The organism is Deltaproteobacteria bacterium, from assembly GCA_020848745.1.
In the GTDB taxonomy this organism is placed as follows: Bacteria; Desulfobacterota; Binatia; order UTPRO1; family UTPRO1; genus UTPRO1.
On the sequence record JADLHM010000004.1, the window covers coordinates 1 to 11,803 of the forward strand.

General features: G+C 68.6%; 13 protein-coding genes. 6 read left to right on the forward strand and 7 right to left on the reverse strand.

What is annotated here, in order from left to right:
* The coding region (locus tag IT293_00320; protein ID MCC6763082.1) for a glycosyltransferase family 39 protein at positions 1–941 on the reverse strand (941 nt) is incomplete at its 3' end.
* A 554-nt stretch (positions 942–1,495) separates the two neighbouring features.
* On the opposite strand from IT293_00320, the gene IT293_00325 reads away from it, so the two are divergent.
* The gene (locus IT293_00325; protein ID MCC6763083.1) at positions 1,496–2,758 is read left to right on the forward strand and encodes a porin; all 1,263 of its coding nucleotides are present in this window, start codon (positions 1,496–1,498) and stop codon (positions 2,756–2,758) included.
* Positions 2,759–2,833: 75 nt separating this feature from the next.
* Here the strand turns inward: IT293_00325 and IT293_00330 are convergent, their stop codons facing one another.
* Positions 2,834–3,667: a lipo-like protein gene (locus IT293_00330; GenBank protein MCC6763084.1), complete on the reverse strand. Its 834-nt coding sequence runs from the start codon at positions 3,665–3,667 to the stop codon at positions 2,834–2,836.
* A gap of 47 nt (positions 3,668–3,714) precedes the next feature.
* On the opposite strand from IT293_00330, the gene IT293_00335 reads away from it, so the two are divergent.
* Complete coding sequence (locus IT293_00335; GenBank protein ID MCC6763085.1) at positions 3,715–4,476, forward strand: A/G-specific adenine glycosylase; 762 nt, start codon at positions 3,715–3,717, stop codon at positions 4,474–4,476.
* Here IT293_00335 and asd read toward each other — a convergent pair.
* Positions 4,467–5,543, reverse strand: a complete 1,077-nt coding sequence (gene asd, locus IT293_00340) for an aspartate-semialdehyde dehydrogenase (GenBank protein ID MCC6763086.1) — start codon at positions 5,541–5,543, stop codon at positions 4,467–4,469. The genes IT293_00335 and asd overlap by 10 nt on opposite strands.
* A 134-nt stretch (positions 5,544–5,677) precedes the next feature.
* Between asd and IT293_00345 the strand changes: the two genes are divergently transcribed.
* Positions 5,678–6,619, forward strand: coding sequence for a TIGR03560 family F420-dependent LLM class oxidoreductase (locus IT293_00345; protein MCC6763087.1), 942 nt, complete (start codon positions 5,678–5,680; stop codon positions 6,617–6,619).
* Positions 6,620–6,625: 6 nt separating this feature from the next.
* On the opposite strand, the gene IT293_00350 is transcribed toward IT293_00345, so the two are convergent.
* Positions 6,626–7,498, reverse strand: a complete 873-nt coding sequence (locus IT293_00350) for a LysR family transcriptional regulator (protein MCC6763088.1) — start codon at positions 7,496–7,498, stop codon at positions 6,626–6,628.
* Between the two features lie 124 nt (positions 7,499–7,622).
* On the opposite strand from IT293_00350, the gene IT293_00355 reads away from it, so the two are divergent.
* Both IT293_00355 and IT293_00360 read left to right on the forward strand, forming a co-directional pair.
* Entirely contained in the window at positions 7,623–8,786 is a 1,164-nt protein-coding gene (locus IT293_00355) for an acyl-CoA dehydrogenase (GenBank protein ID MCC6763089.1), read from the forward strand.
* 257 nt (positions 8,787–9,043) lie between these two features.
* Positions 9,044–10,009, forward strand: a complete 966-nt coding sequence (locus tag IT293_00360; protein ID MCC6763090.1) for a lytic transglycosylase — start codon at positions 9,044–9,046, stop codon at positions 10,007–10,009.
* Here IT293_00360 and IT293_00365 read toward each other — a convergent pair.
* Complete coding sequence (locus IT293_00365) at positions 9,996–10,508, reverse strand: NUDIX domain-containing protein (GenBank protein ID MCC6763091.1); 513 nt, start codon at positions 10,506–10,508, stop codon at positions 9,996–9,998. The two genes, IT293_00360 and IT293_00365, sit on opposite strands and share 14 nt — an antisense overlap.
* A 41-nt stretch (positions 10,509–10,549) precedes the next feature.
* On the opposite strand from IT293_00365, the gene IT293_00370 reads away from it, so the two are divergent.
* Complete coding sequence (locus tag IT293_00370; protein MCC6763092.1) at positions 10,550–10,774, forward strand: glutaredoxin family protein; 225 nt, start codon at positions 10,550–10,552, stop codon at positions 10,772–10,774.
* A 17-nt stretch (positions 10,775–10,791) separates the two neighbouring features.
* Here the strand turns inward: IT293_00370 and IT293_00375 are convergent, their stop codons facing one another.
* Complete coding sequence (locus tag IT293_00375; GenBank protein MCC6763093.1) at positions 10,792–11,289, reverse strand: hypothetical protein; 498 nt, start codon at positions 11,287–11,289, stop codon at positions 10,792–10,794.
* On the reverse strand, positions 11,286–11,750 hold the full coding sequence (locus IT293_00380; GenBank protein ID MCC6763094.1) for a hypothetical protein: 465 nt from the start codon (positions 11,748–11,750) through the stop codon (positions 11,286–11,288). The genes IT293_00375 and IT293_00380 overlap by 4 nt, the downstream gene beginning before the upstream one ends.
* Positions 11,751–11,803: the final 53 nt, after the last annotated feature.

Consider the following 11,803-nt stretch of genomic DNA (forward strand, 5'->3'; position numbering starts at 1 on the left):
ACGACAGCGAACCAGACCAGTGGGAACGCGAGCCGCGGATCGCGTCGCGCCGCGCCGTCGCGCACCGCCGTCGCGAGCGCGGCGAGAACGAACGGCGTCCACGGCAGCAGGCCGGCGAGGAGGGTCGGAAAGTAGTAGTAGAAGGAGTGGGAGTGGCCGCTTTTCATCTGGGTCGCCCCGAGGAAGCGGAACACGTTTTCCTTGAGCACCTGCTTGCGGACGAAGGAGTCCCCGCCGAGCCCTACCGCGAGCGCGTACCAGCCGCCGACGATCGCGGCGATGACGAGCGCGCCGAGGACGGGGCGGTAGTGGGGCGCGAGCCGCCACTCGCCGCGCAGGAACAGGACGACCGCCAACACGAGTCCGGGCAGCACGAAGCCGACCGGTCCCTTCGTGAGAGCGGCGCAGGCGAGCGCGGCGTACGCGGTGACGGCGGCTCCGACGCTGAGGCCTCCCGCCGTCACGGCGCGCTGGAAGAGCAGCGTGCCGATCGTCATGAGGGCCGTGAGCGTGCCGTCCACGCGGGCCGTCGACGCGGCACGCAGCCATTCGAAGGACGTGGCCAAGACCACCATCGCCGCGAGCCCGCCGACCGGACCGAACGCGTCGCGCGCCACGACGCCCACCGCGAGCACCGCCGCCGTGCACAGGACGATCGAGGGCAGCCGGACCGTCCACTCGCTCGCGCTCCCCGCGAGTGCCGACGCCCCCGCGCCGAGCCAATGGAAGAAGGGAGGCTTCGACGCGATCGTCCATCCGTTCGCCGAGGCGCGCTTCGGGAGCAGCCAATCGCCTTCGTCCAGCATGTTGCGAACGACGAGGGCCTCCCGGGGTTCGCCCTTCGTGAAGAACGGCGTCAACACGGCGGGCGGAACGTACAGCACCACGCACAGCAAGACGCCGGCGAGAGCGCTCCCGAAGCGAGTCGACAGCCAGGTCACGCCAACTCTTTGCCCTGCATCGGGGGCGGGGTCCATCCGGGTGCCGCCATGCGCACCGGCGCGACGATCGGGTTCGGTGGCGCAATACATTGGGGTCGGCGCGGAGCTGACACCCAACAATTTGTGTAGCTCCGGTGAGGGGTTGGCGTATGGATCCGGGCCTGATCGGCAGTTGATATTTCCGGCGAGGTTCCTTAACATTTGCCGCGCTGTGGTGGACACGAGGTGGTGGGGCGGACGATGTGTGCGACGCGCTGATGAATTGTGCGACTCGCACTGCACGCAGGCGAGTCGATCGTCGGCGCGTCCCGTCCCCGCACGAACGCACGCGCGTCGAAGCGTGCCCACAGCCGGACGGCACGACGCGTCGGCCGACTGGCAGCGATGAGGTCTGCATCAGAGACGTCTATGCGGTGTGGAGGAAGCGGTACGGGTGAGTGGAACAGCGTTGGTGAAGCGGACACACGCGAAGTGGGCATGCGTCAGTGACGCTCTCGCAGAAGCGAACAACCCTAGGAGGTAAGGAGATGAGGAAGCGAACAGTAGGATGTTGGGTGGCGACGGCGGCGGTCGTGGTCGGAAGTCTCTCGTTCACTGTGCCCGCAGGGGCCGAGGGTGGTCTCACCTTGGAGGAGCGTCTCGAGCGCCTCGAGCGCAAGGGCGAGCAGCCCGCGGGCTGCTGTGACACCTCGGAGCTGCAGCGGCGGCTCGACCAGATCGAGGCACACATCAAGAATCTGCCGTTCGGCATCAAGCTCGGCGGCGGTATCGCGACCTCGTACAAGTACGATCTGAACGATCCGGATTCGGATCATATCTCGCTTCGGTCCTTCGACAGGGACCACAACACCTTCACGCTCGACCTCTTCCAGCTGCAGGTCTCGCGCGCGCCAGGTGAGGACGGCGTCGGCTTCCTGACCAAGGTCGACTTCGGCAAGCTCGCCGAGCGCCTCAACACGGACTGGGACGGCGACGGCACGAGCGGCAACGTGGCCGAGGAGCAGAACTCGGTCGAGCTCCAGGAAGCGTACATCACCTACAACTTCCCGGGACTTCCGGATCTCCAGGTGAAGGCCGGTAAGTTCGCGACGCCGATCGGCGCCGAGGTGATCGAGCCGTGGGCGAACCCGAACATCAGCCGCTCGCTGGCGTTCAGCTGGGCCGCCCCGTACACGCACACCGGCGCGACGGCGAGCTACGCCTTCGGCTCGCAGGCGAGCCTGATGCTCGGCGTGGTCAACGGCTGGGACAACGTGGTCGACTCGAACGACGGCAAGTCGTTCCTCGGCAGCCTCGCGATCACGCCGGTCGAGCAGTTCTCGCTCTTGTTGAACGGCATGTATGGCGCCGAGCAGGCGGACCGCGGCGACTCGAAGCGGGGGCTCTTCGACGCGGTGGCGACGATCAAGCCGATCGACGACTTCGCGATCAGCCTGAACTACGACTACGGCAACGAGAGCGATCTGCACGTGGGTAACGGGCACGCCGAGTGGAACGCGTTCTCGGGCATCGTCTCGTACGACATCGTCGACGCGCTGCCGGTGCCGATCGGCTTCGCGGTCCGCGGTGAGTACTTCGACGACTCGGACGGCACGCGCCTTCCGACGCCGGACGGCGACGGATTCGGCAACCACCAGAGCGCGTGGGAAGTCACGACCACCTTCAAGGTCGTGCTCGCCGAGGGCCTGATGTTCCGCACCGAGTACCGCTACGACGCCGCTCAGCACCAGCTCTACGAGAAGTCGCTCGTTGGCGACGTCGACAACTACCAGAACGACCAGCACACCATCGCGGGCGAGCTGTCGTACGTGTTCTAGTCATCTCACCGGACCGACCAGCAGCACGGAGGGCCTGCCGAGCGATCGGCAGGCCCTTTTTCTTTGGTGCGCCCGCTACTCGGCCCAGCGGATCTGCCGGTAGTCGAAGCGCATGTCCTCGAGGATGTTGAACTTCACGATCTCGAAGTAGGGCGAGACGTCGAAATCGCGCGGCGTGGTGAGGGTGATGGGCGCCGTGCGGAAAAGTCCGGCGACCGGTACCGGGGGACGCCGCCAGGACCAGGACAATGCGCGGCGGGGCACGACGATCGGAGTCGCGGAGGGAGTCACGTCGGGCAGGATCGGGTAGCGCACCTTACCGAAGGCGTGAGCGATCATGCTGGAGCAGATCACCTGCGTCGGCAGACCGCTGCCGAAGCCGAGCGCCTGCCGCCGGAACCGCCGTGGCACCATGCTCACCGGCAGGAAGTAACGCGCCAGATCCACGAGGTTCTTCACGTCGTAGCGGTAGCCGATCTGCTCGATCACGTCGTCCAGGATGGCCCGCAGATCGTCGCGGTGGAGATTGTAGGGCCGGCAGACCCGGATGTTGAAGTCGAGGTACTTCGAGATCGGCGACGCGACGACACCGTGTTCCACCAGCGCCTCGACGATCAGGTGCTGCGCGTCCTCTCCGAACTCGTTGCGGAGCACGTGGCGCAGGGCCGGGTTCCTCCGCCACAGCTCGTCGCCGACGTAGATCGCCGCGTGCGACCAGGAGCTCTGGGTGAGGTACTTGATGACCTCGCTCACACGCTGATCGCCTTCGACGAGCACCACATCGCCCTTCTTGATATGACGCCGCAGGCAATCGCCGTCGTTGACGGCGCGCCGCTGGTAGCGGCCGAGAGGCTTGGTGAGGAGTCGAGTCGAGAGATCGATGGCGTGGCGACGAAGGTGGAGCGGCATGGCGGAGCTCCTGGTGTGGGAGAGATTCTAGCTGCCGTGCGTCCGCGATGAGAAGGGAAAAACGCGCCGACTCTGGCGACGCTCCGCGTCGTCGCCGTCGCCCTCCACGGCTGCGGATCGACGCCGAGCAGCTCCTCCGGTTCCAGCGCGGGCTCGTCGCCTGGTACCGCCGCCACGGTCGCGATCTTCCCTGGCGGCGCACACGCGACCCCTACGAGATCCTCGTCTCGGAGGTGATGCTGCAGCAGACGCAAGTGAGGCGCGTGATGGAGTTCTATCCGCGCTTCCTCTCGCGCTATCCCACCGCCGAGGACCTCGCGGCTGCTTCCCCGAGCGCGGTGCGCGACGCCTGGGAAGGTCTCGGCTACTATCGCCGCGCGCGCGATCTACAGCGCGCGGCTCGCGAGGTTGCGGAACGCCATGGCGGGCGCTTTCCCGAGACACCCGAGGAGCTCGTGCGCCTACCCGGCATCGGTCGCTACACCGCGGGCGCGGTTGCGTCGTTCGCGTTCGGCGCCGACGCTCCGATCCTCGACACGAACGCGGCGCGCGTCCTCACGCGCGCGTTCGGAGTGGGTCGCCGTCGCCGTGGACGCGAGCGCCGCTTGTGGGCGCTCGCGCGGGCCGCGACTCCTCCGGGGCGCGCCTACCCGTTCAACCAGGGCATCATGGATCTCGGCGCAACGATCTGCACGGCGCGCCACCCCGCCTGTTCGCGCTGTCCCGTGCGCCGGTCGTGCCGCACCGGCCGGGACGCGCCGCCGGCCGCGCCGACGCGTCCCCGTCGGTCGCGTTCCGCTCAGAGGTAGCCGTCGCGACGGAGCGCTTCGGCGAGGAGCACGGCGCCCTTGGCGGCGCCGAACTTGGTGTTGTGCGACACGAGTACGAACCGCAGGCCGTTGGTCCAGAGCGCGTCGGGGCGGAGACGGCCGACCGATGTGGTCATGCCGCCGTCCGCGTCACGATCGAGCCGCGGCTGCGGCCGGAACGGATCGTCGTGCACGGTCAACATGTGACGCGGCGCCGACGGGAGATCTTCGATGCCGCCGCGGTATTCGCGCATGGCGGCCGCCGCATCGGCAGGCGGGCAGGCGCGTCCGAGCGACACCGAGATCGCCTCGGTGTGGCCTTCCAGCACCGCGGCGCGGGTACAGGTCGCCGATACCACGACCGGCGCCGGATCGATCGCGCCGCGACCGAGCGTCCCGAGAATCTTCGCGGTCTCCTTCGCGACCTTCTCCTCTTCGCCCGGGATGTACGGGACGACGTTGTCCAGGATGTCGAGCGCGACGACGCCCGGCGAGCGTCCAGCCCCCGAGATTCCCTGCATGGACGTCATGGCGACCTTTTCGACGCCGAACGCCGCGTGCAACGGCGCGAGCGCGATGGCGAGACCGGTCGTCGTGCAGTTCGGTATGGGCGCGACGAAGCCCTTCCATCCGCGCCGCTCCTTCTGGGCGCGTAGCAGCGGAGCATGGGCGAGGTTGACGCCGGGAATGAGGAGCGGGACGTCCTCCTCGTAGCGGTAGGCGGAGGCCGTGCTGAACACGGGCCGCAGCTTCGCCCAGCGCGGCTCGAGCTCGCGAGCCGGCTCGCTCTCGATCGCCGAGAAGACGATGTCCACCGATGCGGCGTCGAAGTCCGCTCCGGCGACGACGGGAAGCCGCGTCACCTCGGGCGGCGGCGCCTCCGCGCACCACCAGCGCACCGCGCCCGTCTTCGCGTCGCGCAGCGCCGCGCCGAAGGATTTTCCCGCCGAGCGTTCGGAAGCGGCTAAGGCCGTGATTTCGAACCACGGATGATCGCGAAGCGCATCGATGAACTGCTGGCCGGCAATACCGGTGGCGCCGACGATGGCGACGCGCATCTTCTGGATGGACGACACGAGAACCTCCTGGGGCGAGCAGGTGTATCACGCGCTCCCGAGGCTGTCACAGGTACCGATCGTTTCCGCGGGGCGGACGCCTGTGCTGTAATCGATCGGTCGCGCGAGCGGCACCGGAGGTGCGGATGCGAATCGACGGCGTCGCGTGTGGCGTCTTCCTGCCCCAGGTCGGACTGGACTTCGCCGGGCTCACCGAGCGCGCGATCGCGTGCGAGCAGGCGGGGATGCACTCGCTCTGGCTCGCCGACCACATGTGGGCGCGCGGGATGCCCGATCTCGATTACCTGGAATGCTGGACGACCCTCACGGCGCTCGCGATGCGAACGACCACTCTGCGGCTCGGGACGCTCGTCCTCTGCAACTCCTACCGCAATCCGGCGCTCGTCGCGAAGATGGCGGCGACCCTCGATCGGATCTCGGGGGGCCGGCTCGAGCTCGGCATCGGCGCCGGTTGGATGGACGAGGAGCACCGCGGGTACGGCTATCACTTCCCCAACGCCCGTATGCGCATCGAGCAGCTCGAGGAGGGCCTCGAGGTGATCCAGCGGCTCTTCGTCGCGCCGCGCGCCACGCTTCAAGGGAAGTACTACGCGCTCGACGACGCCCCGAACAATCCGAAGCCGATGCAGAAGCCCGCGCCGCCGATCACGATCGGGGGTGGCGGGGAGCGGCTGCTGCTGAAGGTGGTGGCGAAGTACGCCGATCGATGGAACTGTCCGATGAACGCGGCGCACGAGATCGAACACAAGCTGGAGGTGCTGCGGCTGCACTGCGCCGAGGTCGGCCGCGATCCGGCGGCCATCACGGTGTCGGAGCAGGTGATCGTCGTGCTCGGCTCCGACGAGGAGGACTTCGCGGCGAGATGGGCCGTCGCCAAGCAACGGCTCGGAGGCTTCGCCGACCTCGACGCCGTCGCGGTGCGCGGCACGCCGGATCAGGTCGCGGAGGGGCTCCGCGCCAAGGCCGCGAAGGGTGTGCAGCTCTTCACCATCATGTTCGGCGACCTCGCGACGCCCGAAACCATCCGCCTCTTCGGGGATCGCGTGCTGCCCGGGCTGAGCGGCTGAGTCGGGTCACTTCAGCTCGGCGATGAAACGCTCGATGGCGGGTGTGAAGTGGCGTCCCTGGCGATGCAGGATGCCGAGCGGACGGTAGAGCGCTTCGTCGCTGAGCTGCAGCGCCGCGAGCGTCCGATTCTTGACCTCCTGCTTGATCGCCGGCTCCGGGACCAACGCCACGCCGGCGCCGATTTCGACCACCCGTTTGATGGTCTCGATGTTGTCGAGCTCCATCACGTAGCGCACCGTCACTCCTTTGCGGTTGAGCAGGCGGTCGGTCGCGCGCCGCGTCGGGATGTCGCGCTCGTAGCCCACGAACGTCTGCCCTTCGAGGTCCTTGATGCTGATCGTCCGTCGGCCCGCGAACGGATGGTGCGCCGCGCAGACCAGGACCAGGCGGTCGTCGCGGAACGGGATCACACTGATCTGTGGACGGCGACCGGGGTAGGCCACGATGCCGAGGTCGATGCGCCCCGACAACACGTCCTCGATGATCTTCGTGGAGCGGCTGTACTCGATGTGGACGTTCACCTGCGGGTAGGCTTTCAAGAACTTCTTGAGCGGCTCCGAGAGCTCGTAGAGGCCGACGCTGTGGACGGTCGCGAGGCGGACGCTCCCGCTCACGACGCTTCCGAAGCTCTGCATCTGCTCGCGAAGCTCGCGATAGCGTTGGGTGATGTCCTTGCTCGCCTGGTACAAGAGCTGGCCCGCGGGCGTGGGCTGCACGTTGCCTTTGGTGCGCTCGATCAACGGACGATCGAAGCGGGCCTCGAGGCTGCGCACCTGCTGGCTCACCGCCGACTGCGTGATGAAGTTCTGCGCCGCCGCGGCCGAGAAGCTTCCGGTCTCGACGAGGTCACAGAACACCTGCAAGGTCTCGAGATGCATGATCAGACCGGCTGATCGCCGCCCTCCTTCTCGCTCACGGAGCTTATACGCGAGCAGGAGGCGCGCTCCAAATCACGGGCCGTCGCCTTGAGACGGCGGCGGCCCCGCAGTACTCTCCCCGCCCATGTCCGCGCCCGATTACTACGATCTCGATGCGCTGCTCACCACCGAGGAACGCCTGACTCGCGACACCGTGCGCGCCTTCGTCGAGCAGGAGTGCCTCCCGCTCATCGAGGGCTGCTTCAGCCGCGAGGAGTTTCCGCGCCAGCTGATTCCCCGGCTCGGCGAGCTCGGGGTGTTCGGCGCCAACCTGCAGGGCTACGGATGCGCGGGCATGAACAACGTCGCCTACGGTCTCGTCATGCAAGAGCTCGAGCGCGGCGACAGCGGCCTGCGCTCCATGGCGTCGGTGCAGGGCGGGCTCGCGATGTACGGGATCTACGCCTACGGCACGGAGGAGCAGAAGCAGCGCTGGCTTCCGCGCATGGCGCGCGGCGAGGCGATCGGCTGCTTCGGTCTCACCGAGCCCGACCACGGCTCCGATCCGGGCGGCATGGAGACGCGCGCCCGCCGGGTCGGCGACGAGTGGGTGCTGTCGGGCGTGAAGAGATGGATCACCAATGGCAGCATCGCCGACGTCGCGATCGTCTGGGCCAAGACGACGCCGGACGACGAGATCCGCGGCTTCCTGGTGGAGCGCGGCACGCCCGGCTATTTCACCCACGACCTCAAAGGGAAGTTTTCGCTGCGCGCGTCGATCACGTCCGAGCTCGTGCTGGAGGACGTCCGTCTGCCGGCGAGCGCGCTCCTGCCGGGCGTCGTCGGCCTCAAGGGACCGTTCGGCTGCTTGAACCAGGCGCGGTACGGCATCGTGTGGGGCGCGACCGGCGCCGCGATGACCTGCTACGAAACCGCGCTCGACTACGCGCTGAGCCGCGTGCAGTTCGATCGGCCGATCGCCGGCTTCCAGCTGGTGCAGCAGAAGCTCGTCGACATGATCACCGAGATCACGAAAGCGCAGCTTCTCGCGCACCGGCTCGGACGCTTGAAGGACGAGGGACGCATCCGCGCTCAACAGGTCTCGCTCGCGAAGCGCAACAACGTCGGGCAAGCGCTGCACGTCGCTCGCCTCGCCCGCGACATCCTCGGCGCGAACGGCATCGTCAACGAATATCCCGTCATCCGGCACATGCTGAACCTCGAGACGGTGAACACCTACGAGGGAACCTACGACATGCACACGCTGATCGTCGGTCGCGATCTCACCGGACTCGACGCGGTCCGCTGATCGGTGCGCGGCGCGCGCGGGCGCGCACGTCGCGGTCGCCACGGCGTTCCGCATGGCGCAGTTCGCGTCCGGCGCGCTTGCCGAACGCGGGGGCTTGTGGCTTGATCGACGCGCTTCTCGGTACCCTGATGAGCCGCGCCGCAGCACCGCTCCTCCTTCGCTCGGCATCGATCGCGGCGTGTATCCTCTGGGCGACGACCGGCTTCGCGCGTGAGCCGCCGCTTCAGTTCAGCTCGCACCTTCCGGTTTCGCCTGCCATGGAGGACCGGGTGCGGTTCTGGGTGCACGTCTTCACCCGGGTGTCGCACACGCAAGCCGTGCTGCACGACCGTGACGATCCCGCGATCGTCTACGACGTGGTGTCCTACGGACGCGGCGGCGACACGACCCCGATCGACGCGACCCGCGCGAGCTACGAGCGCGTGTTGAGCGCGCTCGCGGCGGGGAGCCTCTTCCCGTCGCTGACGGCGGCGTCGCCGGAGCGGGCCCGGGTGCGGGCGATGTTCGGCGCGCGGGCCGGTCCCGCGGCCTACGTGCGAGCCATCGGCAACATCCGCGCGCAACGCGGCATGCGCGAACCGTTCCTGGACGGCCTGGCGCGCGCCGAGCTGTATCTGCCGGGCATACGCCGGATCTTCCGCGAAGCGAAGCTGCCGCCGGAGCTCGCGTATCTTCCGCACGTCGAGTCGTCCTTCAATCCGTCGGCGGTCTCGCGGGCGGGGGCGGCTGGCCTCTGGCAGTTCACCCGTGAGACCTTCGACTACTACGACAAGACCGGCGGTGCCGGTGCGCGCTTCGACCCCGTACGGTCGACGGAGGCCGCGGCGCTGCACCTGGCGCGCGCGCGCGGCGTGCTCGGATCGTGGCCGCTCGCGATCGCCTCCTATAACCACGGCGTCGCCGGCATGGCACGGGCGCGCGCGGCGGTCGGTGTGGACGCGATCGACGACATCGTACGCGGCTACGAGGGGGCGACCTTCGGCTTCGCTTCGCAGAACTTCTACGCCGAGGTCCTGGCCGCGGCGCACGTCGCGCGCAACGCGCGCCACTACTTTCCGGACATGCCGCGGCCGCCGGTCATGCAGTACGTCGTGAAGCCCGGGGATTCGCTGTGGACGATCGCGCGCCGCCATCGAGTGTCGGTGCGCGAGCTGACCGCCGCGAACAACCTCGACGGATCGCGGCTGAAGACCGGTCAGCTGATCGTCATCAAGACGTCGTAGCGAGCGACGCGAGGTACCGGCGCAGAACCTGGACGCCGTCGGGGCAGCACGGCTCCTCGCGCACGATGCGCTCGACCTCCGTGCGGGGAACGAAGGCGCCCCAGGCGACCTCGTCCGCTTGCAACGTCACGTCGCCGTCGTGGTGCACGAGGAAGGCGCGGCCGAGGAGCCGCGTCGACGGGTCCGCGAAGCGCACGTCGAAGAGCGACTCGAGCGCCGCGTCGTGGATCCCGACTTCCTCCGCGAGCTCTCGGCGCGCGGCGGCCTCGTAGCCCTCGTCCGCGGCCACGACGCCGCCGACCGTAACGTCCCAATGACCGGGATACACGTCCTTCGTGGTCGTCCGTCGATGCACGAAGAAGTCCCTCCGCCCGTTGCGGACGACGATGTAGACCGTGCGATGCAGCAGGTTCCGGCGGCGCATCTCGGCCCGCGTGACGCGGCCGACGACGCGATCGCTCCGGTCGACGATGTCGACGAGCTCCTCGGCCGCCGTCATGCGCGTTGTCCCGCCGCGGACCGTCGTGCTAGCGGTCCCGCGTGGCGCCGCACGTGACCCTCTACGTCAAGGACGGGTGTCCGCATTGCGACCGCGAGCGTTCGGCCCTCGCAGCGCGCGGCGCACGCTTCACCGAGATCGACGTCGTCCGCCATCCCGAGGTCGTTCCGGAGCTCCTGAAGCTCACCAAGGGCCGACGCGTCGTTCCCGTCACGGTCGAGGGCGCCCGCATCACGATCGCGGGCGACGGCGGCTCCGACTTCTGACGGGCACACCGTATCGATCAGCGCTGTCGACGCGTCTGCCGATCGATCTCGTACGCGCCGCGGAGCCCTTCGATCAGCTGCCGCGCCTGTTGCGAGCCGCGCTCGAGCTCGTCGATGTCCGGGCGGTTCGCCTGCACGAGCGCCGTGCGGGCCTCGTCGAGTCGTTGATCGAGCGCGAGCGCGCGCTTGCGCAGGTCCTGCAGCTCGTCGAGCTCGGCTTTGTGCTGGGCGAGGAAGCTCTGATGGCTGGCGCCGAGTTTCGCGAGGATGCGCTCGCGCGCGTCGAGCAGCTGCGCGAGCTCGGCGGCCTTCTGCTTCACGTCGGTCGCGGCGCGCGGGTCGCGTTCGATGCGCTTGGTGACCGAGCGGCCGGCGCGGATTTGTTGCTCGATCTGCTGAAGCTCTTTGCCGTGTCCCATTCGTTCGCGACGGGCGCGCTCGGCGGCGGGTGCGCCGACCGACACCGCGCCGACGATCACGCCGGCGACGAGCAATCTCACCGCGAGCAGGTTCATGGGTGGGCTCCTTCCGAGCTCGCGAACGCGGGCTCCCAAAAGTCCGGCGCGCGGCGATAAGACGTCACTCCGGGCACGTCGAGCGCGTCGTTGATGCGCGGCAGCACGCGGTCTTCCACGCGTTGGTCCCGGACCAGCGCCTGCGACAGGACGTCGAGGTCGCGCGCGATGACGTCGACGTTGGCGGCGCCGTCGTCGACGGACGCCGGGGCTCCCACGGTTGCGCGCGGCCGTTCGGGCGCGGCAGCTTCGTCGACCGCGGCAGCCTCTTCGATCGCGGCGGAAGTCTCCGCGGGAGCGACGGGTCCCACGCTCGGCGGATGCACGGGTGGAGCCGCGGTCATCGCGCGCACCACGAACCACCCCGCGGTCGCCGCGCCGAGCACGACGATGCTCAACGTCTTCCAGTCCTGCCCCATCTCGAGCGCCCGGAGTCTGAGAGCCGCTGCCCGAGGAGTCAAGGGAGGCGGGCTCGGAGGTCTTTCGAGTGGCGTTCTCCAGGTCGATCGGGTAG